Below are 26037 nucleotides of genomic sequence, written 5' to 3'. Positions count from 1 at the left end.
TATCCGCTGTAGAGGACTTCTCACGGCACACGCGGACGAACCGGGCCGCTCGTGAGTGGGCCTCGAAGGGGATGAGCCACATGGCGATCTCGGCTCACACGACCCGTACGGCACTCGGCACGACGGCGGCGGCCTTCTGTGCCGCTCTCGCCCTGGCCGCCTGCTCGAACGGGAGCGGCGGCCACGCGAGCGGCACGCCCACGGGGCAGACGGTCTCGGGGACCCGGGTGACGGTCACCGAGACCGAGTACGGGCTGAAGCTCTCCCGGACGTCGTTCACGCCGGGCACCTACACCTTCGTCTCCCACAACGCCGGCAAGATCACGCACGCCCTGTCCGTCGACGGACCCGGCGTGGAGGACGCCCGGACCAAGGACATCCCGCAGGGGCAGCAGGCGATGCTGACGGTGCACCTCAAGAAGGGCACGTACGACGTCTACTGCCCGGTCGACAGCCACAAGCAGCTCGGCATGGACCAGCACATCCACGTCGGCTGACACCGCCGTCCGGGGTACCCGTCGCCGCGCCCGCGTGTGTCCCCGACCGGCGGCGGCGGAGTGTGCGCACCGTGGGACCCATGGAACTGGGACCACGGTGAGGGAAGATGATCGTTTCGGTGGTGTCGATGCCCGGCGGGACCACCACGCGTACGGGCCTGGCGGAGGCCCGTGAACGTCTCGCCGCGTCCGACTTCCTGCTCGTCGACGTCCGGCTGCCCGGCGAGCCGGACGCCGAGGCGGGTCCGGTCGTCGCCGGGCTCGGCCTGGAGTCCGAGTGCCCGCCCTGGTTCGGCCGGGCGGGTGAACCTGCGCGGGCCCAGTTCCTCGGGGACCGGGCCGGTTTCGTCGTACCCGTCGTCGAGGGCGGCCGAGTCGTCCACGTCCATGTCCTGGTGACGGAACGGCACCTGGTCGCGTTCCGCCGGGGGCCGGCCGAGCCGGTGGAGAGCCTCGTCGCCCGGCTGGAGGAGGAGCACCCCGCCGACACCGCGGCCGTGCTGTTCCTGCTGCTGGAAGGGGCCCTGGACACCTTCCGCCGGGCCGCGGTGGCGGACCTGCTGGTGGTGGAGGAACTCGAGGACGAGATGTTCGAGCGACGGCACCCCCAGCAGGTCTACCGCCTGTCCCGGCTGCGGCGGCGTGCCGCCCTCCTGCACCACTTCCTCCTGCCCTACCTCCAGGCGACGGACGAGATCTTCATGCGCAGGCTGCTGAACCGCGACTTCCCGGAGGAGCGCCAACGGCTCGCCCGGCAGTTCCAGCACACCGGCCGGCTGGTGCTCACCGACATCCAGTCCCTGCAGGAGGCCACCCGACGAGCCTTCGCCAGCTACTCCTCCCTCGTCTCGGGCGAGCAGAACGGCGTCATCAACCGGCTGGCCATCGTGTCGACGATCTTCCTGCCGCTGACGTTCCTGACCGGCTACTTCGGCATGAACTTCAGCTACCTCACGGACGAGATGGAGAGCAAGGTCGTCTTCTGGCTGTTCGCCGTCGCGTTGCAGGTCGGGGTCCTGGGGCTCGCCCTGTACGTGCTGCACCGCACCCACATCTGGCGACGGCTCCGGGACGACGAGGGCGTGCGGGACTCGTGAGCGCGGGGATACGCCCGTCCGTCAGTCGGGGGCGATGGAGAAGCTCTGCCAGAGTCCGGTGGACCTGACCACCTCGCCCTGCCCCTGTATGTCCAGGTAGACGCTCTCCTGGCCCTTCGGTTCGGTGCAGTCGGGTGTCGTGTACAGGAGGAGGCTGCTCTGCGTGAAGTTGTCGACGTGGGTCACGCCCTCGCGGAAGCTGTGACACCCGTGGACCGACGGGTTCGTGAAGGACTGCACGGGTCTGACGCCGTTACGGGCCGTGACCTGGCCGGACGCCTGGTCCTGGCAGGCGGTCAGCGCGACGCCGAACAACGCGATACCGGCGAGGGCGGCCAGCGGCCGTGAAGCGCGCATCGGTCCTCCTGTGCCCGTACGGAGAGCTGGCTGGGACATGGTCCCGCCAACCACTATCCGCCAGAGCGGTCGCGGACGCCCGGCGAGCCGCGCGCGCTGTGTGATGCCGGGCGATAGTGGTGATGTACGAGTGTTCCGCCGTGCCCTCAGGGAGGCCTCTTGGCCGGACCGGACGGGGGTTCGCGGGTGGTCGTCGTCATGGGCGTCTCGGCATCCGGCAAGTCCGCCGTCGGAGCGCGGCTCGCGGACCGGCTCGGCGTGCCGTTCCTGGAGGGCGACGACCTCCACTCCGCGGCGAACCGCGCCAAGATGGCGTCCGGACACCCCCTGGACGACGCCGACAGGCGGCCCTGGCTGGCCGCGCTCACGGAGTGGATCCGGACCACCGCGTCGAGCGGGCACGGGGGCGTCGCCGCGTGCTCCGCGCTCAAGCGCGCGTACCGCGACGAGTTCCGGCGCACCGGAGCGGAGGTGTGGTTCGTGTACCTGGCTCTCGACCGCGAGGTGGCCGCGCGGCGCATCGCCCGCCGGAGGGGGCACTTCATGCCGCCGGCGCTGCTCGACTCCCAGTACGCCGCTCTGGATCCGCTGCACCCCGACGAGCCGGGCGTCACCATCGACGCGTCCGGCGCCCCGGAGCAGGTCCTGACGGCCGCGCTGCACGCCGTGTGCGGGCCGGACCGCTAGCGGGCGCCTCCCGGGAGGTCTCGGATGGATCTGATCCACTTCCGCATGGTGATGCCGTCGGCGCTCACCCCGTCGGCCGTCGACCTGCTGGCCTCGCACGATCGCGTCCTGAACCTCGTGGTCTCACGGGCGGCCCACGTCCCGGACGGCGACGCGCTCGAGTGCGACGTGGTGAAGGGCGCCGCGAACGGCGTGCTGGGGGACCTGCGCGAGCTGGGCGTCGACCGCGCGGGGTCGATCGCCGTCGACGACGTCGACATGATGTTCTCGCGCCACGCCGAGCGGATCGAGGCCGAGCAGCCGAACGTGCTCGTCGACACGCCGCTGTGGGCCGCGGTCGAGGCCCACATCCGGGCTTCCGGGACCTACCCGCCGTCCTTCTTCCTGTTCCTGGTCATCGCCGGGCTCATCGGTTCGGTCGGCATCATGACGAACTCTCAGATCCTCATCGTGGCGGCCATGGTGGTCGGCCCGGAGTACAACGCGATCACCAGCGTGGCGCTCGGCCTCGACCGCCGCAACCGGCGCAGGGTCCGGGAGGGGACGCGCGCCCTGACGGCCGGGTTCCTGCTGGCCATCGCGGTCACGCTGGGTTTCGCGGCGCTGGTGCGGGCCTTCGGCCTGCAGTCCACGGCCTTCGAGCTCGGTCTGCGGCCCGTCTCCCACCTCATCGACACGCCGGACTTCCTCTCCGTCGCCGTCGCCGTCCTCGCCGGCGTCGTCGGAATCGTCTCGCTCACCGAGGCACGCGGCAGCGCCCTCCTCGGGGTCTTCATCTCCGTGACCACCATCCCCGCCGCCTCGGACATGGCCGTCTCGCTCGCCTTCTCCGACTGGCACCAGGCATGGGGCTCGCTGCTCCAACTGCTGGTCAACGTGGTCGTGCTCGTGATCGTCGGGGTGCTCACCCTGCGTCTGCAACGCCGCCTCTGGCGCCGCGCCGCCCGCCGTGCCGACGCACGGCGCTAGCGGATGGAGCCCGGTCACCGGCCCGGCCTGTGCACCTCGCGCGGACCCGGTCCGACGGGCCGGTGCACGACGTCCGGCTTACGCTGATCGGAGGTGGTGCATTCGGGTGAAACGGGCGAAACGCACTCCGAAGGGGGCGCCTCCATGGACGACTACCCGCTGATCGAGAACCACGGTCTGATCGGCGATCTGCAGACCTCGGCGCTGGTGACCACCGACGGGGTGATCGACTGGTTCTGCGCCCCGCGGTTCGACTCGCCGAGTGTGTTCGGAGCGCTTCTGGACACGGACAAGGGCGGGCACTGCACGGTTCGGCCGGCGCACGCGACGTATGCCACCAAGCAGTTGTACCTCCCCGACACGGCGATCCTGGTGACCCGGTTCATGACGGAGGCGGGAGCCGGTGAGGTACTCGACTTCATGCCCGTGACCGGTACGACGGTCACGTCCCGCCACCGGGTGGTCCGCCTGGTCCGCTGTGTGCGCGGCAGCATGACGTTCCAGGTGGAGATCGCCCCGCGGTTCGACTACGGGCGCAGCGCACACGAGTTGCACCTCACCCAGCACGGAGCGGTCTTCGCCGCGGAGGACGGCACGGAACTCACCGTGCACCCCATCCGCGAACCGGAGGACGAGCGGCTCCTGGACGTTCTCACGGACCGGGATGCCGACCTGCACCTCTCGCTGACGCTGCAGGCCGGCCAGCAGCGCGGGCTGATTCTGGAGGTGGGTGCCGAGGGGCCGCCCGCGGAGGTCCGCCGCGACGAACACCAACGGCTCTTCGACGAGACCAGGGCGTTCTGGCGCTCCTGGCTCGCGCAGTCGCGCTACACCGGGCGCTGGCGGGAGATGGTCGAGCGTTCCGCGATCACGCTGAAGCTCATGACCTTCGCCCCCAGCGGCGCCGTGGTGGCCGCTCCGACGGCGGCTCTCCCGGAGCAGCTGGGCGGCGAACGCAACTGGGACTACCGCTTCACCTGGATCCGTGACGCGTCCTTCTCCGTGTACGCCCTGCTGGGACTGGGATTCACGGAGGAGGCCCGGGCGTTCATCATCTGGCTGAGCGACCGGGTCAAGGAGCGGGTCGGCAGCGAGGGGAACACGGGCCCGCTCAACATCATGTACAAGGTCGACGGCTCCTCCGACCTGAACGAGCTGATCCTCGACAACTGGGAGGGGTACGCGGGTTCCGCGCCGGTGCGGATCGGCAACGGCGCCGCGACGCAGCTCCAGCTGGACATCTACGGCGAGGCGATGGACAGCATCTACTTCGCGCACCGGCACGGTTTCGAGGTCGGGTACGGGGGATGGACCTCGCTGCGGACGGACCTGGAATGGCTGGCCGACCACTGGGACCAGGCCGAGGAGGGCATCTGGGAGACCCGCGGCGGCCGCCAGGACTTCACGTACGGCCGGGTGATGACGTGGGTGGCGTTCGACCGCGCTCTGCGACTCGCCGACGCGAAAGGATGGCCGTCGGCGGCCGGACGCTGGCGCACCGAGCGGGACGCCGTCTACGAGCAGGTCATGGCCAAGGGCTGGAGCGAGGAGCGTGGGGCCTTCGTCCAGCACTACGGCAGTGAGGTGCTGGACTCCTCGCTGCTGCGCATGGCGACGGTCGGATTCCTCACCCCCGGGGATCCGATGTGGGCCTCGACCCTCGACGCCATGGAGCAGGAACTGGTCAGCGACAGCCTCGTCTACCGCTACAACCCCTCGGCCTCGCCCGACGGCCTGCGCGGCTCGGAGGGCACCTTCTCGCTGTGCACCTTCATGTACGTCGACGCCCTGGCGCGCGCGGGACGGACCGACAGGGCACGGCTGGTCTTCGAGAAGATGATGGGGTACGCCAACCATCTGGGCCTGTACTCGGAGGAGATCGACCCGACGGGCCGTCAACTGGGCAACTTCCCACAGGCGTTCACCCATCTCGCCCTCATCGACTCGGCCCTGACCCTGAACGAGGCCCTCGACCGGCGGTAGTCCGCGAGGTCAGCCCTCGTCACCCGCCCCCGTCTTCCGCAGGTCGGTGTCGCTGAGCCCCTCCAGCTCACCGTGGGTGTCCAGCCAGTACAGCAGGGCGACCGCGGGGAAGACCAGGACGACGGCCACGAGGGTGACCAGGCCCAGCCAGCGGAGCGTGGTGTGCGCGCCCGCGCCGTCGGCCACGGTGAGCGAGGTCGGGATCAGGTACGGGCGCTGCGCCATCCCCCAGGCGATCACGGCCGAGGCGACCACGGCGACCGCCGCGACCCGCGACCAGGCCCCGGAGGATCGGATCAGCAGCACCGCGGTGGCACCTGTGGCCAGGGCCGCGAGGACGACGAAGACCAGTCCGACGCCGTGGGTGAGCCCGTGCCACACGTGCGGGGCGTCCTCGTGAGTGGCGAACAGCGTGATGACGGCGAGCGCGGCGATGACGGCGAGGGCGCCCAGCGCCCGCCGCCGGAAGTACCGGTCGAGGTCCGGCACGTCGAAGCGCCGGGCGTCCGCGGCGAGGAACACCGCCCCGAGCAGGGCCGTGGTCGCGACGGCGAGCAGCCCGAACAGGAGGGACGTGGGGTTTGCCCAGACGTCCGTCGACGCGGTCGTGGTCGCCGTCACCCGGCCCGAGGCCACTCCCCCGGCGGCGGCGCCCAGGAAGAACGGCGTCAGCAGCGAGGAGACGGCGAAGATCGCGCCGTACAGGCGCCGCCCGGCCAGCCGCTGGACGGGCCTGCGCAGCGCGAAGCCGGCGCCGCGCAGGACGATGCCCACGGCGGCCAGCGCCAGGGGCAGCCACAACGCCATGAACACCTGCTCGAACAGAACGGGGAAGCCCGTCCACATGACGACCAGCACGAAGATCAGCCAGACGTTGTTGACCTCCCAGACGGGCTCCATCGCCTGGTCGATCAGCCGGCGCGGGCGCTCGCCGCGTTCCGCACCGCCCGCCGTCAGGTCCCAGAACCCGGCTCCGTAGTCGGTGCCGCCGGCGCAGGCGTAGGCGGCGATCAGGAGCAGCAGGACGACTGCGATCACCCCGGCGATCACGGCCGGCTCCCGAGGGATCGCGGTCCGTACGGCGTGTCCGTCTCCGGTGTCTCCTTCGGCGGCCCGCCCGTCTCGTCCGCCTGCCGCCAGCGGGAGCGCATCTTCAGAAGGATCACCAGGAGCGACCCGAACACGAAGACGTACACCAGGACGACCAGGCCGAACATGGTCCACAGGCCGGCCGCGCGGGTCGCCGTCACCGCTTCCGCGACCCGCATGTTCTGGTACACGATCCACGGCTGGCGGCCCACCTCGGTGGTGATCCAGCCGCACTCCACGGCGACGACGGAGGCCACGCCGGCCACGGCCGCGCACCGGAAGAACCAGGGTGAGGCGGGCATCCTGCGGCGCAGCAGCCACATCGCGCCGTACCAGAGGGCGAGCAGCAACAGCGCGGAGCCGATGAAGACCATGGTGTCGAAGGTCCAGTGGACGATGGTGGCCTGGGTGGCCGTCGGCCGGTCGCTCGCCGGCACCGAGGTCATCCCGGTGACCTTGGTGTCGGGGCGGAAGCCGGCCAGGACGGAGTCGAGCTGCGGGATCCTGATCCCGCCGGAGATGGTCCCGTTCGGATGCAGCCGGCCGTACAGGTACTCCGGAACGTGGGTGTCGGTGTTCCAGACGATCTCCATCGCGGCGAACTTCACCGGCTGCTTGTGGAACACCTGCCGGGCGATGGAGTCGCCCAGCATGAACTGCACCGGTGTGCACACGGCGGCGAGCGTGAAGGGGATCGTGAAACCGAGCCGGTGGTACCGGTCGCGGCGGCCGCGCAGCCACCCCATGGCATAGACACCGGCCACGACGTAGCCGGCCGTCACGAACATCGCCATGACGAAGTGCCAGTACTCCGGGCCGAAGATGGGAGTGAAGATCGCCCTGCGGACGTCCACGTTCACGGGGTTGCCCGCGGAGTCGAGGGTGAAGCCCCGCGGTGTGTTCATCCACGAGTTGGCGGCCAGGATCCCGAAGGCGCCGAGCAGGGCGACGAACGGCAGCGGCAGCGCGAGCAGGAAGTGGGCGCGGGCGGGAAGCCGCCGCCAGCCGTACAGGTAGACGGCGATGAGCACGGCCTCCAGGAAGAAGCCCCACGCCTCGACACCGAAACCGAGGCCGAAGACATCTCCCCACCGGCCCATCATGCGCGGCCACAGCAGCCCGAACTCGAAGGACAGCACGGTCCCGGTGACGACACCGATCGCGAACTGCACCGCCATCACCGCCGACCACCGGCGGGCCAGCAGCAGGGCGGTGGCGTCGCCGCGGCGCAGCCCGTAGCCGTGCATGATCAGTGTGATCAGCGGCAGCGCCACGCCCAGCGGCACCAGGATGATGTGGGTCGCGAGGGTGAAGGCCATCATGGACCTGGCCGGGAGCATCTGCGGCGGCGCGTCCGCCAGCGACGTCATGAGGGTGTGCATACGGGTCTCCCCCGGGGCCGGCGAGAGTGAGGTGGGTCAGCCGCCGGTGGCGAAGCCGGGGAAGAGGGTCATCCCGCCGTCGACGTAGAGGGTGGCGCCCACGACGTAGTCCATGAGGTCGGAGGCGAGGCCGACGACGGCGTTGGCGATGTCCTCGGGGTCGCCGACCCGGTCGTAGGGGATCAGCTTCAACAGATCCTGCTCCGCCTGAGCGGTGTCCCACGCGCTGCGGTTGATGGGGGTCTTGATGGCCCCGGGGGCGACCGCGTTCACCCGGATCTTCTTCGGGGCGAGCTCCTGGGCGAGGGTCTCCATCATCATCTGCACGCCGCCCTTGGACGAGGCGTAGTTGACGTGGCCGGCCCACGGGATGATCTGGTGCACCGAGCTCATGCAGATGATCTTCCCGGCCGCGCGCGACACCTCCGGGACCACTCCACGGCGCAGGAACTCCTTGGTCGCCTCGCGGGCGCACAGGAACTGACCGGTGAGGTTGACGTCCAGGACCTTCCGCCACTGGGCGAGGGTCATCTCGGTGAACGGGGCGTCCCGCTGCAGTCCGGCGTTGGCGACCAGGATGTCGATGGTGCCGAACTCCTCGACCATCCGGTTCGTCATGGCGACGACCTGGTCCTCGTCGGACACGTCCGCCTCGTAGGCGGCGGCCCGCACCCCGAAGCCGGTGATCTCCTCGACCACCTTCTCCGCCTCCTCGCCGCCGGCCACGTAGTTCACCACGACATCGGCCCCGGCCCGGCCCAGGGCGACGGCCGTCGCCCTGCCGATTCCGGAGTTCGCGCCGGTGACCAGCGCCTTCTGGCCCTTCAACAGATGCGCGGGAATCACGCCCTGGGGTGCGCCCTCGGTGGAACTCACGATGCCTGCTCCTCCACTGCGTGCCCGGTTCGGCCGGGTCCACGACCCGGCGGTTCAGGCTCAGACAAACACCGCGGGGGAACGGCGGCATGTCGGGGCGGACCGCGTTGCGCTGCCCGACTGAGGATCTTCGCCCGGTCGGAGTCCGGGCCCCCGGCGCGGCGTCAGCCCAGCCGCTCCAGCAGGTGGTCGCCCACGCGCAGGGCGTTCGCGATGGCCGTCAGGGACGGATTGACCGCGCCGATGCTCGGGAAGAAGCTCGTGTCGACGACGTAGAGGTTGTCCAGGTCGTGGGCCTTGCAGTTGAGGTCCAGGGCCGAGGACGCCGGGTCGGCGCCGAAGCGCACCGTGCCCGCCTGATGTGCGGTGGCGCCGATCGGCATGCCCTTGTGCAGGTAGATGCTCCGGGACAGCAGCCGGTGCTCGTGCATGCCGAGATGGCCGAGCATGTGCTGCAGTTTGTGCCGCAGGCGCTGGAGTCCGGCGATGTTGTTGCCCTCGTCGAGGGTGAGCCGGATCCGGCCGTCGTCCTCCAGGGTCACCCGGTTCTCCGGCTGTGGCAGGTCTTCCCCGCACAGCCAGAAGTCGACGGCGTGGTGGGCGAGGACCTCGAAGGGCATGTCCGGCGACACCGCGCCGGCCCAGCGCGGGGCCTCGCCGTGGATCTGCTCGGCGTCGGACTTGCCGAGCATCTGGATCCCGCCGAGCGGGTGGTCCCAGTCGTCCGCGCCCAGGTACCAGTCGTGCAGGGCGAGGGTCTTCTGGAACTTGGTGTCGTTGGGCTCCTTCGAGACGGCCATCAGCGCGAGGTTGTTGTGGCGCATGTAGTGGCGGCCGACGACGTCCGAGCTGTTCGCCAGCCCGCGCGGGTGCCGCTCGTTCGCCGAGGCGAGCAGCAGGGCCGCGGAGTTGACCGCACCGCAGGCCACGACCACGACGTCCGCCGAGAAGCGGGCCTCCTCCTCGCCCGGGAGCTGGGCGACGACGGAGGTGACGCTGCGTCCGGTCGGATCGGTCTCGAGCCTCGTCACCCGGGCGTTGGTGACCATCTCCACGTTCGGATGCTCGAGGGCCGGCTCCACGCAGATCACCTGGGCGTCGGACTTGGCGCGCACCAGGCAGGGGAAGCCGTCCACCCGGTCGCAGCGGATGCAGGCGCTGGCGTGGGTGGCCCGGCCGTACTCGTCCTGGGTGAGGTTGACCCCGATCGGCAGGTGGAAGGGGTGCAGGCCCTGCTTCTCCAGGTCCTGGCTCAACTGCTCGATCCGCGGCTCGTGTTCGACCGGCGGACAGGCGTACTGCGCGCTGCACGGCCCTTCCCAGGGGTCCTCGCCGTGCCGTCCGTGCACCAGGTACAGGTGCTCCGCCTGGGTGTAGTACGGCTCCAGGTCCTCGTAGGCGAGGGGCCAGGCGGGAGAGACGCCGTCGTGGTGGCGCAGTTCGCCGAAGTCCTCGGGGCGCAGCCGGAACAGCGCCGCGCCGTAGAACTTGGTGTTGCCGCCGACGTAGTAGTTCACCTCGGGCGGGAACTCGTTGCCGTGCCGGTCGAGCCAGAACTCCGGGGCCCGGTACTTGGCCTTGACGAACACGGCCGTGGAGTCCCAGTTGTCGCGCTCGCGCCGCAGGTAGTCGCCGCGTTCGAGGATGAGCACCCGTTTGCCGGACGGGGCGAGGCGGTGGGCGAGGGTGCCACCGCCGGCGCCGGTGCCGATGACGATGACGTCGTAACGGGGCAGGGCATCCACGGCGACCACCGTCCTTGCTCGTGCGGTACGCGGCCGTTGCCGGCCTTCCCTCTTCGAACGTACGCGCCATGCCCGCGTGCGGCACCCGGAGCGGTGGGCCGCACGCGGGGGCGGTCACAGAACGGCGATCGGGTTCACCGGGGAGCCGGTGGCCGCCGGGAGCCGCAGCGGGGCGACCACGCACAGGAAGTGCCACCGGTCCTGCTGCTCGCACACCGGTACCAGTTCCTCGAAGTCCAGGTAGTCCATCAGATGCAGCCCCATGGCGTTGACGGCCAGCACGTGCACGGGGAACGGGACTTCTGCCACCGCGCTGGGCGCCGTGTCGTTGTTGCCGTCCGACCCCAGGGCGGACACCTCCCGCTCGCCCAGGAAGCTCATCGCCGTCGGATGCAGACCCGCCCGCGCCCCGGTCACGTCCCAGGCCCCGAGGGTCCGGCGCCGCAGCCGGTGCCCCACGCGCACGAACAGCAGATCGCCGGGGCCGACCGTGGTCCGCTGGGCGTTCTCGGCCGCGAGCAGGTCCTCGGCGGTCACGTCGTCGCCGGGTTCGAGCCACCGCACGCCCCGCAGACGCGGGACGTCCAGGAGGACACCGCGGCCGACGATGCCGTCACGCGCCAGGTCGAGGGTGAGCGCGCCGGCGCCCTCCGGTGTCACGGTGCTCGCCGGGACACCGCCGTACAGCCGGCCGTCGAAGATCACATGGCAGAGGGCGTCGAGGTGGCTGTCGACGTCCCCGTGCACGTTCATGGCGAACCGGTCCCGGGCGAACCGCAGTCCGTGGCCGCCGGTCTCCGAGTGCGTCGGTGCGGTCATCCGGTGGGAGGCGGGCTCGGGACTGTCCGGTCCGGGCCGGGTCTCGATCGGCGCCGCCAGCGACACCGAACGCCCGGCGCGGACCTCGGCGGCGGCCGCCACCACCCGCTCGGGCGTGAGCCGGTCCAGCGCGCCGCGCCGGTCGCCCGTGTCGTCCTCGGCCCGGTCCCGCAGCCGCTGGTACAGCTCCCGGAAGGCCGCCTCCGACAGGGGCCGCGGTGCCGTCCGGCGGGAGGGCGCGGGGTGCGGGTGCGAGGTCATCGGGCAGTCCTCCCGAGGAGTGGTCCTCAGCGCCCCCCTCCCGCTCATTGCAGCACCCGGCCGACGGCCCCGCACGTCCGGCGGGTGACCGCCGTTCGGGTGCCTGCGCGGCCCGGGCATCCCACCCGGCGTGCGGGTCACGGCCGCTCACCCTTCACTGGGAGGGACGGATCGTTCGAGGTCATGGGAGGCGCGGTATGGCAGGGCACTGGACACGGGGTGCGGCGGGCGCGGTGCTGGCCGCCGCCGTCGCCGTCGCGGCGGCCGGGTGCGGAGACAACTCGGGAAACACGTCCAGCAACGCCAGCAAGGCGGCCTCGGCGGCCGCGTCCGCCGCCTCCTCCCTCGCCTCCCGGGGCGGGGACGCGCTGGCCTCGGCCTCGGCGGAGGCCAAGAGCAAGCTGAGCGAGGTCAAGAACGGGGTGAACGCGAAGGACGACGTGTCGCTCGGCAGCGTCGCCATCGGCGGCGACGGCAAGGCGACCGCGAAGGTGACCGCGAAGAACACGGCCGATTCCGCCAAGTCCTTCGCCGTCCAGGTCAACTTCACGGACCCGAGCGGCAACCTGCTGGACGTGACCGTGGTGAAGGTCGGCAACGTGGCCGCGGGCGCCTCCGGCGACGGCACGGCCACCAGCCACCGCAAGCTGACCGGGGACGTGCGCGCGGCGGTCGGCACGGCCCTGCGCTACTGAGCCGGAGGCCAAGCCGCCGGCCGCCCCGGTCCAGCCGGGCGGCCGGCGGTTTCGCGTGCCGCCACGGTCGGGCGACCTCTGATTGGGCATCGCGGTCAGGCGTCGCGGTCGGGCATCGCGGTCGGGCATCGCGGTCAGGCGTCGCGGTCGGGCATCGCGGTCAGGCGTCGCTGCGGACCAGCCGGTACGCGGCCCCCGCCAGCGCGAGCGCCGTCCAGCCGAGGAAGACCAGCAGACCGGCCAGGGGGGCGAGGCTCGTGGAGTCGTGGGTCACGGCGAACATCGCCTGGCCCGCGTTGCTCGGCAGGTAGGGGCTGATGGCGTCCTGCCAGGAACTGGGCAGCAGGGAGGCCAGTCCGGGGATGAGCATCAGGGTGGCGACCAGGACCGAGATGCCGCCGGCCACCGACCGCAGCAGCGCGCCCAGGGCGGTGCCGATGACACCGACCAGGCCGAGGTAGAGCCCGGCGCCCAGCAGGCTCCGCACGACCCCCGCGTGGCCGAGGTCCATCGCGGCCGGGGTGCCGGAGACGATGCCGCTGCCGAACAGGAAGGCGGCGAACGCGCCGAGGGTGCCGACGACCAGGGCGACCAGCCCGTACACGGCCGCCTTGGACCACAGCACGGGCAGCCGGCGCGGTACGGCGGCCAGGGTCGAGCGGATCGTGCCGGTGGAGTACTCCCCGGCCGTGACCAGCACGCCGAGGACACCCAGGGCCAGCTGGGCGAAGTTGGTGCCGAACAGGCACAGGCTGACGGCCGTGGCCCGGGCGAACTCGGGGTTCATGCGGGGCGTGCCGGTCATGGACCTGTAGCGGCTCGCGGCGATGAGCCCGAAGACGACCAGGAACAGCAGGCCGAGGCCGAGGGTGATCCAGGTCGAGCGCACCGTCCAGAGCTTGGCCCACTCGGAGGACAGCACGCGCCGCCCGGTCACGCGGTAGGCGGGGCGCGCGGGTGTGGTGCGGGACGTCTCGGTGGCGGCGGTGAGGGCGCTCATGCCGTCCTCCCGGCGGTCTCGCGGGTGTCGGCGGCGGTGGTGGAGCCGTGGTACTCGACGGCGTCCCGGGTCAGGTCCATGAAGGCCTCCTCCAGGGAGACGGACCGCGAGGTCAGTTCGAACAGCGGGATTCCGTGCTCGGCGGCCCTCAGGCCGATCTCACGTGCGGTCAGGCCGGTCACCTGCAGCTCCTCGGAGCCGACGCGGCCGGTGACGTCGACACCCGGCCCGGCCAGCACCTCGCGCAGCCGCGCGGGGTCCTCGGTGGCCACCTTCACCGTGTCGCCGCCCGCCCGGCGGACCAGGGCGGCCACGGTGGTGTCGGCCAGCAGCCGCCCCCGTCCCACGACGATCAGGTGGTCCGCCACCAGCGCCACCTCGCTCATCAGGTGCGAGGAGACGAACACCGTGCGCCCCTCGGCCGCGAGCGAGGTCAGCAGGTTGCGGATCCAGAGCACGCCCTCCGGGTCGAGCCCGTTGACCGGTTCGTCCAGCATCACCGTCTGCGGATCGCCGAGCAGCGCCGCCGCGATGCCCAGTCGCTGGCCCATGCCGAGGGAGAAGGCACCGGCCCGTTTGCGCGCCACGCTGTCGAGACCGGCCAGCTCGATGACCTCGTCGACCCGGCGGCGCGGGATGCCGTGGGTGAGCGCCAGCGCCCTGAGGTGGTGGTGGGCCGAGCGGCCCGGGTGGACGGACTTCGCCTCCAGGAGTGCCCCGACCTCCTGCAGCGGTGCCCGGTGCCGGGCGTAGTGGCGGCCGTTCACGGTGACGGTGCCGCTGGTCGGCGCGTCGAGCCCGACGATCATCCGCATCGTCGTGGACTTGCCCGCGCCGTTGGGTCCCAGGAAGCCGGTCACGGTGCCCGGCCGCACGACGAAGTCCAGTCCGTCGACGGCCGTCTTCTCCCCGTACCGCTTGGTCAGCTGCCGTGCGTCGATCATGCGCGCCCTCTCTCTCGGACCGGGGCGTCCGTCGCGTCTGACGCCTCACCCGTAACGCTATGGTCCGAATAGTCCCGGTTTCGCGGTGTCGGGGGGCAGGCACGGCCAAGCGGGTGGTACGGCGGTCCTACGGCACGTCAGTCGAGCCACGGCGGCCCTGCGGCACCTCAGTCGAGCTGGAGGCGCTCGGCCAGCCCCCCCGAGGTGAACGCCGCCACCACGTCGTCCCGGTTCTCCGTGAAGTGGGCCCAGCTGTCGCAGTGGGCGGGCACGACCCGGCGGGCGTCGAGGATCCGCGCGGCGCTCGCGGTGCCGGCGCCGTCGAGGACGAGGAGGGCGTCGTCGAGGACGGGCAGGCGGGGGGCGCCGGCGAAGAGGACGGCGGTGTCGACGGGGGCGTACCGGTCGGCGATCTCCTGGACCAGTTCGAGGGAGGCGTTGTCGCCGCTGACGTAGACGGTCGGCAGGTCGGCGGAGGTCAGGACGAAGCCGGTGACCTCGCCGACGATCGGCTCGGAGCCCTTGGGTCCGTGCAGGGCGGGCGCACCGGTGACGGTGACGGTGCCGCCGTCGGGACGGGCCAGTTCGACGGACTCCCAGGGGGCGAGGGCCCGCGCGGTGCCGCCGACGCGCTCGGCGGCGCTCGGTGTGGTGAGGGTGCGGGGCACCTCGGCGAGCAGGGCGCGGCCGGAGTGGTCGAGGTTGTCGGCGTGCTGGTCGTGGGAGAGCAGGACGACGTCCACGGGGCCCAGCTCGGCCGGGGTGAGCCGGGGCGGTGCCGTCTTGGTGAGGACCCGGCCGCTGGGCGCGGGGTAGTCGCCGGGAGCGTCGAAGGTCGGGTCGGTGAGGAGGCGGAGGCCGCCGTACTCGATGAGGACGGTCGGGCCGCCGAGGACGCGGACGGGCACCCGCTCGTGTGTGGGGCCGGGGGTCGGGGCGGCAGCAGCCATGTCGGGCACCTCGGAATCGTCTCACGGTTGAATGAAGGTCTATCCGTGAGGTGACCGTAGTCGTTTCTCACGGATGGCCGCAAGCCGTACCATGAGACATATGAAGGGGTCCGTGACCGACGAGCAGCCCGTGCCCCCCGCGCCGGGCGCGGAGCAGTACGCCGCCCTCGACCTCGCCAACAGCGCCGTCGCCCTGCCGGGCGGCCAGTTCACCGACCTCCTCGACACGCCCGCCGCGGCACAACGGTGGCTCGTGGACCACGGACTGGCCCCGGCCGACGCGGACCTGAGGGAGACCTGCGCGTCCCGGCTGCGGTCCCTGCGCGAGCAGATCCGCTCCCTGCTCGCCTCCCGGGTCGACGACCGGCCCGCCCCGGCCGGCGCCCTGGACGCCCTCAACGACGCGCTCACCCGCGCCCCCGCCGCCGCCCTGCTGCACTGGCACCCCGAGCACGGCCTGTACCGGGCGGCCGCCCATCCCACGACCCAGATCGTCGAGCACGCCCTGGCGACCCTCGCGGCCGACGCCGCCGAGCTGCTCACCGGCCCCGACGCCGACCGCCTCACCGCCTGCGCCTCACCGCCCTGCAACCGCTACCTGCTCCGGCACGGCCGCCGCCACTGGTGCTCGACCCGCTGCGGCGACCGCGCCCGCGCGGCCCGCGCCTACGCCCGCCGCAACGCACGGCGAACGACGGACTGAGCCGGCGAAAGCGTGGCCCCTGCACACACATCTCCCCCACCGAACTGACATGAACCGTTCACTCACGCGCTGTCTTCGGCGCCCGGGTCCGACAGCATCCGGCCATTGACTCTCCCCGCGCGGGGACCGCCGTTCCCGCCCATGTCGCCGCATGTCGCCTGGGGGGCCATACGTGCTGTCCGCGGTAAAGGGTTCCGGCAGAACGGAGCCCAGCAGATCCGAAGACCCGAAGGAACCCGAACGGCCATTGCCGCGAAAGGCGTTCGCCGCCCGAAGCCTCGGTGACCGGGTCTTCCGTCACCAGTTGACGGCCACCGGTGTCGTCGTCCTCGCGATCATGGCCGGGGTTGGCCTGTTTCTGCTGCTCCGGGCCGGACAGGCGCTGCGGGTCAGGGGGTTCGCCTTCCTCACGACCGCCGAATGGCAGCCGGACGTCCACCGGTTCGGCATCGCCGCCGTCCTCACCGGGACACTGCTCATCGCCGCCGTGGCCGTGACGATCTCCGTGCCACTGGCGGTGGGCACCGCCCTGTTCATCTCCGACGTGGCACCGCGCCCGCTGCGCCGGACGCTCGTGACCATGGTCGACCTGATGGCGGCCGTCCCGTCGGTGGTGTACGGGCTGTGGGGACTGTTCTTCCTGCAGCAGCACGTGATCGGGCTCTCGCGCTGGCTGTCCGACTGGTTCGGCTGGATCCCGTTCCTGAAGGTGGACGGCACGCAGCCCGGGGAGCCGCTGGCCTCCCAGAGCGTCTACACCGCCTCGACCTTCGTCGCCGGACTCGTCGTCGCCCTGATGGTGGCGCCGATCCAGTGCTCGGTGATGCGCGAGGTGTTCACCCAGGCCCCGGCCGGCGAGCGGGAGGGCGCGTACGCCCTCGGTGCGACCCGCTGGGGCATGATCCGCGCGGTCGTCCTGCCGTACGGCAAGGGCGGCATCATCGGCGGCACGATGCTCGGCCTCGGCCGGGCGCTCGGCGAGACCATCGCCGTCTACCTGATCATCTCGCCGGTCTTCACCATCCAGCCGCACATCCTGCAGACCGGCTCGAACTCCGTCTCCTCCCTGATCGCGCTGCACTACGGCGACGCGTCGACCTTCGGCATGTCGGCGCTGATGGCGGCGGGCCTGGCGCTGTTCCTGCTCACCCTGGCGGTCAACTTCACCGCCTCCTCGATCGTGGCCCGCTCCCGGTCCGGCGCACAGAGCGAGGCATGAGATGACCATCGTGGAAGAGACCGCCCCCGCGGTCGCGGCAGAGCCAGTCGAACTCCCCGACGTTCCGCGCCGCATCGGCGGCGCCACCCGCTCCCAGGTCCTCTCCCTGGTCGGCGCCGCCGCCTCGGGACTGTGCACCGCGGTGCTGCTCTTCGGGCAACTCGCGCCGTTCTCCGGTGCGTTGGGTTTCACCGTCACGGCCTATCTCGTCTTCCTGCTCGTCCACGGCGTGCTCACCGGCCTGGAGGAGGACGGGCAGGCGGTACGGGACCGGCTGATGACCGTCGTGCTGTGGAGCGCGGCCACGCTGCTGTTCTGCGCGCTCGCCCTGGTCGTCGGCTTCACCGCCTGGCGCGGCCGCGAGGCGCTGCCGCACGGCAACTTCTTCACCGAGGACATGCAGGCCGCCGGCCCGCTGGATCCGCTCACCCACGGCGGCATCGCGCACGCCGTGCTCGGCACCCTCACCATGATCACCATCGCCCTGCTGATCACGGTCCCGCTGGGCCTGGCCTGCGCGGTCTACCTCAACCAGATCCCGGGCCGCTTCTCCCGCTTCGTCCGGACGATCGTCGAGGCGATGACCGCGCTGCCCTCCATCGTGGCCGGCCTGATGGTGTACGCCACCTGGATCCTCGGGCTCGGCATGCAGAAGTCGGGGCTCGCGGCGGGCTTCGCGATCAGCGTGATGATGCTGCCGATCGTGATCCGGGCGGCGGACGTGGTGCTCCGCCTGGTGCCCGGCACGCTGACCGAGGCGGCGGAGGCGCTGGGCGCTCCGCGCTGGCGGACGGTGTGGCACGTGGTCCTGCCCACCGCGCGCTCGGGACTGGCCACGGCCGTCATCCTCGGCACCGCGCGCGGCATCGGCGAGACCTCCCCGGTGCTGCTCACGGCGGGCTTCACGGCCGCGCTCAACGCAGACCCGACCGACGGCCCGATGATCTCGCTCCCGCTGGCCGTCTTCAACTTCGTCAAGTCACCCCAGCCGACGATGATCGCCCGCGGTTTCGGCGCGGCAGCGGTGCTGATGGCCCTGGTCCTGGTCCTTTTCGCGCTGGCCCGCGTCATCGGCGGCCGCGGCCCGGGCCACCAGAGCAGACGCCGGGCGAGGAAGGCGGCGCGGGCTTCACGGCGCGACGCGGATCGCTTCGCGGACCTGCACGCCCCGGGCCTGACGCTGTTCGACGAGACGCCGCAGGACCGGCCCCCGGCAGCCGCCGGCGACGCCCCAGCCCCACAGGGGCCACCCGAACCCGACCACGAACGCCGCACGGATGGTGCGGGTGGTGCGGGTGGGAACCCATACCCGGCCGGAGGCCGGGTGCCCGCCCACGAACCCGCACCCGACAACGAAGGCAGCCTCTGATGCTCAGCCAACTCACCACCGCCCTACGACGGCTGGGCATCCTGGCCGCGTTGATGGGCATCCTCACGACGGCCACCCCGGCCGCCGCCGACACCTACACCCCCATCTCCGGCGCGGGCTCCACCTGGGCGGAGAACGCCGTCGACGAGTGGCGCAGAGCCGTCAACCAGTACGGCATGCGCATCAGCTACGCGGGCGCCGGCTCCTCCGACGGCCGCCGCCAGTTCCTCAGCGGCACGGTCGACTTCGCGGTCTCCGACATCCCCTTCCAGACCCACCCCACCGACGGATCGGCGGCCGAACGCCCCGCGGCGGGCAGCTACGCGTACATGCCCATCGTCGCCGGCGGCACCGTCTTCATGTACCACCTGACCGTCAACGGCAAGCGGGTCACCAACCTGCGTCTGTCCGGCGACGTCGTCACGAAGATCTTCACCGGGGTGGTCAAGAACTGGGACGACCCGGTGATCCGCGCCGACAACCCCGGCCTCCAGCTGCCCCACCGCACGATCGTCCCGGTCGTCCGCTCCGACGGCTCCGGTTCCACCGCCCAGTTCACGCTGTGGATGACCAACCAGCACAAGGCCCTCTGGCAGGCCTACTGCCGCAAGGTCGGCCGCTCGGGCGCCTGCGGCCAGACCTCGAACTACCCGACCGTCCCCGGGATGATCGCCCAGTCCGGCGACCTCGGCGTGGCCGGGTACGTCGCCCAGAACTACGGCGAGGGCGCGATCGGCTACGTCAACTACTCCTACGCGCTCAACGCGCACTATCCGGTCGCCAAGGTCCTCAACCACGCGGGCTACTACACCGAGCCGACCCCGCAGAACGTCGCGGTCTCGCTGCTCAAGGCGAGGATCAACACGAACAAGAACTCCCCGGACTACCTCACCCAGCAGCTCGACGGCGTCTACAACGACACCGACAGGCGCAACTACCCGCTGTCCAGCTACTCGTACATGATCCTGCCCCTGAAGGTGCGGGGCACCTTCAGCCAGGTCAAGGGGCGGACGCTGGGCGCGTTCTCGTACTACTTCATGTGCCAGGGCCAGCAGCAGGCGCCCAAGCTCGGCTACTCGCCACTGCCGATCAACCTGGTCCGGGCGGGCTTCGACCAGATCCGCCGGATCCCGGGCGTGCAGACGCGGAACATCGACATCAGGCGCTGCAACAACCCGACGTTCACTCCGAACGGCCACAACCGGCTCGCCGACACCGCGCCCTACCCGAAGCCCTGCGACAGGAAGGGCGCCCCGCCGTGCACCACGGGCAGCGGTGGCGCCAAGTCCGGTGACGGCGGCGGCGGTTCGGGCGGGGGCTCCGGGGCGGGCGATGCCACGGACGGCGGATCCACCGGCGGCGGAAACGGTACGGCGGGCACCGGTGGCGGCACTCCGTCCGTCGACCCGGACACCGGACAGACCCTCGCGCCGGGCGGCGGCTCGGCCGGCGCCTCGGGCGCCTCGGGCGCCGACAACACCGTCGCACTCGCCCAGCCGGTCGCCGTCGCCGCGGGCCACGGCTGGACCGGTACGCAGACCCTGATGCTGCTGGCCGCGTTCCTCGTGCTCGGGCTGGTCCTGCTGCCCTCGGTCGTCTCCCGCCTGGTGGGCGCCCGCTCCGGGGACGGCTCCACGGACGGAGCCGGCCGATGAGAGACAGCAGACTGCGCCGCGGCCTGGTCCGGCTGCTCGCCGGTGCCACCGTGGGCGCCCTCGCAGGCCTCGCGGTCGCCCAGGCGGCCCCCTCCGCGACAGCCGCCCCCGCGAGCTCGGCGGTCACCGTCTCCGGGCGGGGCGAGTTCAAGGACATGAAGTTCACGGTCGACCAGACGAGCCGTCTCACCAGCCAGGCGGTCAAGGTCTCCTGGCGCGGCGGCACCCCGACCACCTTCGCGGGCACGTGGTTCAACACCGACTTCGTGCAGATCATGCAGTGCTGGGGCGACGACGACCACACCGTCCCGGACAACCCGGGTCCGCCCCGCACCCAGTGCCAGTACGGCGCCTCCCCGACCACCGACCGGGGCAACTGGCCCGGCAACCAGCAGGACGACACCCGCCAGATCTTCTACAGCGCCGACCCCACCAACTACGGCCAGGACAACCGCTACGGGGCCGCCCAGCCCCCGGGCGTCCCGGGCGAGGTGCCGTTCAAGTCGGTCACCGGCGAGACGGTCACCACCAACACCCAGAACAACCGGTTCTTCAACCACAACACCACCAACGAGGTGGACTTCGCCCGCACCGGGGCCGGCGGCACGGGCGACGAGTACTTCGAGGTGCAGACCGCCAACGAGGCCCCGCACCTGGGCTGCGGCTCCCCGGTCACCCGCAACGGCGTCACCACGCCCCGCTCCTGCTGGCTGGTGATCGTCCCGCAGGGCCACCTAGACCTCGACGGAAAGCCGTACGCCGACCACAGCCAGGTCAACGCGGGCTCCCCGGTCTCCTCCACCAACTGGCAGAACCGCATCGCGATCCCGCTGCACTTCAACCAGGTGGGCAGCAACTGCCCGCTGGGCAGCGACGAACGCCCCACCACCGGCAGCGAGCTGGCCGCCGACGCCGTCACCAGCTGGCAGGCGGCACTGTGCCCGTCCGGCAAGGTGTACGGCTACACGGAACTCGGTGAGCCCGACACCCGCTCCCGGCTCGGCACCGACAAGACCTTCGGCCTCGGCTTCACCACCCGCGCCCTGGGCGCCGACGAGGGCACGTCGGCACCGTCCGGCACGACGACGTACGCGCCCGTGGCGCTGTCCGGAGCGGTCATCGGGTTCACGATCGAACGCAGACCCAAGGCCGGGGCACCCGAGGACATCAGGAGACTCGCGGGCACCAGGGTCGAGTCGGTCGAGCTGACGCCCCGGCTGGTCGCCAAGCTGCTCACCGAGTCGTACCGGAACTCCACCTGGGGTTCGGTGCTCGGCGACAAGGTGGCCCCCGGCTACCGCTGGGCGCGGAACAACCCGGCGGGCCTGGCGAGCGACCCCGAGTTCATCGACCTCAACCCCGAGTTCGCGTATCTCTCGGTCGCCGAGACCCCGGCCACCGACACCGACCTGCTCACCGCGCTCGGGCACAACGACAGCGCCCGCGCGGTGTGGCAGTGGATCCTCTCCGACAAGGAGGCCCGGCAGTTCCTGTCCGGTGTGCCCGACGACTGGGGCATGCGGGTCAACCCGTACTACAGCACCAACCTGGAACTGAACCCCTCCGGTTTCGCCTTCGACCCCTCGCACGTCGACGAGTACCCGAAGAGCGACCCCTGGTGCACGGTGCCGCCCGGCACGGACGCGCCCAAGACGGCCAGGCAGTGCATGACCGACTTCCACCCGTACGTCGACGACATGCACGCCGGCGCCCTCCACACCCGGCGCGCCGACACTCTGTGGAAATCGACCTGGGACCCGCTGTCCAACCCGCCCGCCTACAAGAGCCCCGGCCCGCAGACGGTCGGCTCCCGGTTCGTCGTCACCGTCACCGACGTGGCCTCCGCCGCCCGGTACGGCCTGCAGACGGCCAGGCTGCGCAACGCGGCGGGCAGGTTCGTCGCCCCCACCACGGCGGCCCTGACCGAGGCGGCCAGGAGCGCCTCCGGCAAGGACGTCGCCGAGATCACCCCGGCGAACGCCAAGGCGAAAGGCGCCTACCCGCTGGCCCAGCTGGTCTACGCGGCCGCACGGCCGGGCTGGCTGAAGGCGGACGCCCGCGCGGGCTACGCGGCGCTGCTGCGCTACGCGGCGGGCGCCGGTCAGGTCAGCGGCGCCGACCCGGGCCGGCTGCCCGCCGGCTACGCCCCGCTCTCGAGCGCCCTGCGCGAGCGGGCGACCAGGGCCGCCGACGCGCTCCTGCACTACAAGGCGCCGCCGTCCACCGGCGGCGACTCGGGCTCGGGTGGCACCGGCGGCGGCGGCTCCGGCGAGGGTTCGGGCGGCGCCGCGTCCGGCGGTGCGTCGGCGGCCGGCGGCACCGGAGCCGACGGCGGCGCGAGCGCATCGCCCAGCGCCCAGGCCTCGTACGACGGCGGCAAGGCCGTGGAGACCACGGCCGCCGGGACCACACCGGGCGACCCGGCCAACCCGCTGCGCTACGCCGTACCGGTCGGTGCCGCGCTGGGTGCGTTCGCCGGCGTCGGCGCGCCGTTCGCGGGCGGCGGCCGGTTGCGGCTGCCCCTGCGGGTGCCGCTGCCCGGCGGGCGCGCGGTGACCGTCGTACCGGCCTTCACCATGCCCGAGCGGCTGCGCAGGCGGCTGCCCTGAGGCCCTGAGACCGGGGCGCCCACACCTGGCGCCCCCACAGACGGCCGCCCGCCCCGAAAGGCAGTCGGGGCGGACGGCCCGTACCACCCTGCCAGATCCCCATCTCCCGCACCGACGCACTACCGTCAGGAGACTCTCGATGCGCAGAACGCGCTCTACGGCGGCGCTCGTCGCCGCCGCCGTGGTGGCCGGCGGCCTGGCTCTGGCGAGCCCGGCGCACGCCGACCCCACCCCCGCCGGAACCTTCCGCCAGTTGGTTGGCGTGGGCTCCGACACCACCCAGGACGTGCTCAACGCTCTGGCCGGCGACACGGTCAACGGAAAGAGCTACGCCGGTACGGCCGTGAAGTCGGCAGCCGGGGCGGGCATCGCCTCCTACGACGCGATCGAGCCCGGCACCGGCTCCACCACCTCGAACATCACCACCCGCTCGGGCGGCCCGTCCTTCCTGCGTCCCAACGGCTCCGGCAAGGGCCGCCTGGCCCTGAGCCAGGCGCTGACCGGCGACAAGTACCCGGACTCCTCCGGTGTCTCCATCAAGAACCAGGTCGACTTCGCCCGCTCCTCCAGCGGCCCCTCCACCTCCGGCACCGCGTTCACCTACATCCCGTTCGCCCGGGACGCGGTCGGCGTCGCGGTGAAGGGCTCGGCGCTCGGCAGCCTGACGGTGGACCAGCTGCACGACATCTACTCCGGTTCGCTCACGCAGGTGGACGGCCAGACCGTGCACCCGAAGATCCCGCAGAGCGGCTCGGGCACCCGCAAGTTCTTCCTGTCGGCGATCGGCCTGACCGACGCCACGATCTCCCCGAACATCCCGACGGTCCAGGAGAACCAGGCCGACGGCGCGCTGACCGAGGACGGCGCGCTGGTGCCGTTCTCCGTGGGCAGCTGGATCGCCCAGATCAACGGCGTCGCCCCCGACTACAGCAAGGCGGCGGCCGCGGCCGGCGGTCACCTGGCGGCCGTGCAGCTGCCCGGTGACAGCGGTGCCACCAGCCCGGTGACGACGGTGAACGGCAAGCTCGCCCCGGTCAACGCCTACTACGAGAACGCCACGTTCGGCCGTGACGTCTACAACGTCGTGCCGTCCCGGGCGATCGACCCGAACAGCATCTTCTTCGACAAGGACCTCTACGACGTCTTCGTGACCACCGGCGGCCACAGCGCCGCGCTGGCCTCGGACGCCGCCGAGGGCGTCATCGCCGGCTTCGGTTTCGTCAACGAGCCGTACAACGGCTCCATCAGCGTGAACAAGCACGCCAAGCTGGGCGGCCTGGAGGAGTCGGGCATCGACACCGCGACGCCCGCCGCGCCGACCCCGCTGAAGGCCACCCCGGGCGACGCGAGCCTGAAGCTGTCGTGGACCGCGCCGGCCCCCACCGGTCTGCCGCTCACCGACTACCGGGTGACGCTGACCGCCCCGGACGGCGCCGTCACGGTCAAGGACCTCCCGGCGAACACCACCTCGTACACCTTCAAGGGCCTGGCCAACGGCGGTTACACCGCCACGGTCGCCGGCGCCAACCTCAACGGCACCGGCGCCGCGGCCACCTGGTCCGGCTCGGTCAGGTTCGCGAGCACCACGACGGCCACCGCCGCGACCACCGCGTACGGCAGGACGCCGAAGGTCGCCGTCACCGTCGCCGGCTCGCACGGCGTGGCCCCCACCGGCAAGGTCACGGTGAAGGAGGGCAGCACGGTCCTCGGCACCGGCACCCTGGACGGCTCCGGCAAGGTCACCATCGGTCTGTCGAACCACCTCAAGGTCACCACGCACACGCTGAGCGTCTCCTACGCGGGCAACGCCAAGCTCAACGCCTCCGCCACGACGGCCACCCTGAAGATCACCAGGGCGACGCCGTCGGTCAGCTCCACCGCGCCCTCCTCCATCAGTCACACCGCCCACGCCAAGGTCACGGTGAAGGTCACCGCGACCGGCACCACCCCGGGTGGCACCGTGCGCGTCTACGAGGGCTCCAAGGTGCTCGCCACCGGCAAGCTGAGCGGCGGCAAGGTGACCATCACCCTGCCGAAGCTGAGCAAGGGCAAGCACGTCCTGCACGCCTTCTACGCGGGTTCGGCGACGGTCGCCGCCAAGTCCGGCGCCAACTTCACCATCAAGTCCACCTGACCCGCCGGCTGCCGGGGAGATCCTTCCCCATCTCCCCGGCAGCCGCCGATCCACCGAAGGAGGCGGGCCGCCGTGACCGTCGCCGTACCGACCACCCTCCGACCGGCCGCGCCGCACACCCGCGTCCGCGCCGCCGGTGCCGTCCGCCATCTGGCCCGCGGCGGTCTGCTCAGCCTCGCCGCCCTGCTGCTCGGCATCACCGCCCAGCTGCTGGTGGCCAGCGGCATCCAGCAGCACAGCGCGCAGCACGCCGCGTTCGACGAGCTGCGCGAACAGCTCGCCCTGGGCACCGCCCCGGTGTCCCAGACCGACCAGCAGGGCAGCCTGCTCGCGCCGGGCACCCCGGTCGCGCTCATCGACGTACCGAAGCTCGGCCTGAGCCAGGTGGTGCTGGAGGGCACCGACTCCGCCGTCCTGACCGACGGCCCCGGGCACCGCCGGGACACGCCGATGCCCGGGCAGTCCGGCACCAGTGTGCTGATGGGCCGGGCGGCCGCCTACGGCGGCCCGTTCGGGCATCTGTCCGGCCTCGCCGGGGGCGACACGTTCACCGTGACCACCGGCCAGGGCAGGGCCGCCTACCGGGTGATCGACGTGCGGCGGGCCGGCGACCCGGCGCCCGCCGCGCCCGCAGCGGGCAAGGGCCGTCTGGTGCTGGTCACCGCGACCGGTCCCCGTTTCATGCCGGCCGGTGTCCTGCGCGTCGACGCCGACCTGGTCTCCGCTCCCTTCCAGACCCCGGCGGCCGTGATCCGCTCCGGCACCCTGCCGGAGTCCGAACAGCCGCTGGCCCGCCCCTCCGGGACGCCCTGGCCGCTGGTGCTCTGGCTGCAGGCGCTGCTCCTCGCGGCCGTCGCCGCGGTGTGGACGTGGCACCGCTGGGGCCGCCACCAGACGTGGATCGTCTTCGCGCCGGTCGTCGCGGTGCTGGGCCTCCAGGTCGCCACGCGCACCACCGAGCTGCTCCCGAACCTGCTGTGACTCCCCGACCCGAGGT

General features: G+C 71.9%; 22 protein-coding genes. 13 read left to right on the top strand and 9 right to left on the bottom strand.

The genetic code is table 11. The features are described 5' to 3' along the window. Window positions 1-80 precede the first annotated feature (80 nt). Both AC07CM_RS24725 and AC07CM_RS24720 read left to right on the top strand, forming a co-directional pair. Window positions 81-497 carry a cupredoxin domain-containing protein gene (locus AC07CM_RS24725; protein ID WP_478878637.1) on the top strand — a complete coding sequence of 139 codons (417 nt, stop codon included), beginning with the start codon at window positions 81-83 and terminating at the stop codon, window positions 495-497. Window positions 498-604: 107 nt separating this feature from the next. Next, a complete protein-coding gene (locus tag AC07CM_RS24720; protein WP_478878636.1) occupies window positions 605-1594 on the top strand; it encodes a CorA family divalent cation transporter in 990 nt (329 codons plus the stop codon). Between the two features lie 21 nt (window positions 1595-1615). On the opposite strand, the gene AC07CM_RS24715 is transcribed toward AC07CM_RS24720, so the two are convergent. Continuing rightward, on the bottom strand, window positions 1616-1951 hold the full coding sequence (locus AC07CM_RS24715; RefSeq protein WP_478878635.1) for a hypothetical protein: 336 nt from the start codon (window positions 1949-1951) through the stop codon (window positions 1616-1618). Between the two features lie 198 nt (window positions 1952-2149). Between AC07CM_RS24715 and AC07CM_RS24710 the strand changes: the two genes are divergently transcribed. The 3 genes from AC07CM_RS24710 (at window position 2150) to AC07CM_RS24700 (ending at window position 5590) form a co-directional block, all read left to right on the top strand. Further along, window positions 2150-2638: a gluconokinase gene (locus tag AC07CM_RS24710; RefSeq protein WP_478878781.1), complete on the top strand. Its 489-nt coding sequence runs from the start codon at window positions 2150-2152 to the stop codon at window positions 2636-2638. Between the two features lie 24 nt (window positions 2639-2662). Next, window positions 2663-3607 carry a DUF389 domain-containing protein gene (locus tag AC07CM_RS24705; protein WP_478878634.1) on the top strand — a complete coding sequence of 315 codons (945 nt, stop codon included), beginning with the start codon at window positions 2663-2665 and terminating at the stop codon, window positions 3605-3607. Between the two features lie 144 nt (window positions 3608-3751). Further along, window positions 3752-5590: a glycoside hydrolase family 15 protein gene (locus AC07CM_RS24700; protein ID WP_478878633.1), complete on the top strand. Its 1839-nt coding sequence runs from the start codon at window positions 3752-3754 to the stop codon at window positions 5588-5590. Window positions 5591-5599: 9 nt separating this feature from the next. Here the strand turns inward: AC07CM_RS24700 and AC07CM_RS24695 are convergent, their stop codons facing one another. The 5 genes from AC07CM_RS24695 to AC07CM_RS24675 all read right to left on the bottom strand — a co-directional run bounded on the left by AC07CM_RS24695 (window position 5600) and on the right by AC07CM_RS24675 (window position 11762). Continuing rightward, window positions 5600-6640, bottom strand: a complete 1041-nt coding sequence (locus tag AC07CM_RS24695) for a cytochrome d ubiquinol oxidase subunit II (protein ID WP_478878632.1) — start codon at window positions 6638-6640, stop codon at window positions 5600-5602. Next, entirely contained in the window at window positions 6637-8061 is a 1425-nt protein-coding gene (locus AC07CM_RS24690; protein ID WP_478878631.1) for a cytochrome ubiquinol oxidase subunit I, read from the bottom strand. The genes AC07CM_RS24695 and AC07CM_RS24690 overlap by 4 nt, the downstream gene beginning before the upstream one ends. A 36-nt stretch (window positions 8062-8097) precedes the next feature. Next, window positions 8098-8937 (bottom strand): SDR family oxidoreductase, encoded by an 840-nt coding sequence (locus AC07CM_RS24685; protein WP_478878630.1) that lies wholly within the window; start codon window positions 8935-8937, stop codon window positions 8098-8100. A 164-nt stretch (window positions 8938-9101) separates the two neighbouring features. Continuing rightward, entirely contained in the window at window positions 9102-10691 is a 1590-nt protein-coding gene (locus AC07CM_RS24680) for a GMC oxidoreductase (protein WP_478878629.1), read from the bottom strand. Window positions 10692-10796: 105 nt separating this feature from the next. After that, entirely contained in the window at window positions 10797-11762 is a 966-nt protein-coding gene (locus AC07CM_RS24675) for a cyclase family protein (protein WP_478878628.1), read from the bottom strand. Between the two features lie 197 nt (window positions 11763-11959). Here AC07CM_RS24675 and AC07CM_RS24670 point away from each other — a divergent pair, with 197 nt between their 5' ends. Continuing rightward, the gene (locus AC07CM_RS24670) at window positions 11960-12457 is read left to right on the top strand and encodes a hypothetical protein (protein ID WP_478878627.1); all 498 of its coding nucleotides are present in this window, start codon (window positions 11960-11962) and stop codon (window positions 12455-12457) included. Between the two features lie 160 nt (window positions 12458-12617). Here the strand turns inward: AC07CM_RS24670 and AC07CM_RS24665 are convergent, their stop codons facing one another. The 3 genes from AC07CM_RS24665 to AC07CM_RS24655 form a co-directional block, all read right to left on the bottom strand. Continuing rightward, on the bottom strand, window positions 12618-13457 hold the full coding sequence (locus AC07CM_RS24665; RefSeq protein ID WP_478878626.1) for an ABC transporter permease: 840 nt from the start codon (window positions 13455-13457) through the stop codon (window positions 12618-12620). Next, window positions 13454-14401: an ABC transporter ATP-binding protein gene (locus tag AC07CM_RS24660; RefSeq protein ID WP_478878625.1), complete on the bottom strand. Its 948-nt coding sequence runs from the start codon at window positions 14399-14401 to the stop codon at window positions 13454-13456. Before AC07CM_RS24660 ends, AC07CM_RS24665 begins: the two co-directional genes overlap by 4 nt. A 167-nt stretch (window positions 14402-14568) precedes the next feature. Beyond that, window positions 14569-15351: an MBL fold metallo-hydrolase gene (locus tag AC07CM_RS24655; RefSeq protein ID WP_478878624.1), complete on the bottom strand. Its 783-nt coding sequence runs from the start codon at window positions 15349-15351 to the stop codon at window positions 14569-14571. Window positions 15352-15442: 91 nt separating this feature from the next. On the opposite strand from AC07CM_RS24655, the gene AC07CM_RS24650 reads away from it, so the two are divergent. The 7 genes from AC07CM_RS24650 (at window position 15443) to AC07CM_RS24620 (ending at window position 26021) form a co-directional block, all read left to right on the top strand. Beyond that, a complete protein-coding gene (locus tag AC07CM_RS24650) occupies window positions 15443-16054 on the top strand; it encodes a CGNR zinc finger domain-containing protein (RefSeq protein WP_478878623.1) in 612 nt (203 codons plus the stop codon). A 247-nt stretch (window positions 16055-16301) separates the two neighbouring features. Beyond that, complete coding sequence (gene pstC / locus AC07CM_RS24645) at window positions 16302-17273, top strand: phosphate ABC transporter permease subunit PstC (RefSeq protein WP_478878622.1); 972 nt, start codon at window positions 16302-16304, stop codon at window positions 17271-17273. A gap of 1 nt (window position 17274) precedes the next feature. Next, complete coding sequence (pstA, locus tag AC07CM_RS24640; protein ID WP_478878621.1) at window positions 17275-18642, top strand: phosphate ABC transporter permease PstA; 1368 nt, start codon at window positions 17275-17277, stop codon at window positions 18640-18642. Further along, window positions 18642-20297 carry a phosphate ABC transporter substrate-binding protein PstS gene (locus AC07CM_RS24635; protein ID WP_478878620.1) on the top strand — a complete coding sequence of 552 codons (1656 nt, stop codon included), beginning with the start codon at window positions 18642-18644 and terminating at the stop codon, window positions 20295-20297. Before pstA ends, AC07CM_RS24635 begins: the two co-directional genes overlap by 1 nt. Continuing rightward, window positions 20294-22906, top strand: a complete 2613-nt coding sequence (locus tag AC07CM_RS24630; protein WP_478878619.1) for a hypothetical protein — start codon at window positions 20294-20296, stop codon at window positions 22904-22906. Before AC07CM_RS24635 ends, AC07CM_RS24630 begins: the two co-directional genes overlap by 4 nt. A 139-nt stretch (window positions 22907-23045) precedes the next feature. Further along, window positions 23046-25040: an Ig-like domain repeat protein gene (locus tag AC07CM_RS24625; RefSeq protein ID WP_478878618.1), complete on the top strand. Its 1995-nt coding sequence runs from the start codon at window positions 23046-23048 to the stop codon at window positions 25038-25040. A 72-nt stretch (window positions 25041-25112) separates the two neighbouring features. Next, window positions 25113-26021: a sortase gene (locus AC07CM_RS24620; protein ID WP_478878617.1), complete on the top strand. Its 909-nt coding sequence runs from the start codon at window positions 25113-25115 to the stop codon at window positions 26019-26021. The last annotated feature ends 16 nt before the right edge of the window (window positions 26022-26037 follow it).

The sequence above is a fragment of the Streptomyces sp. NPDC044061 genome (assembly GCF_056434305.1).
Note: the sequence above shows the minus strand (reverse complement) of the source record. Positions and strands in the feature narration are given on the sequence as shown.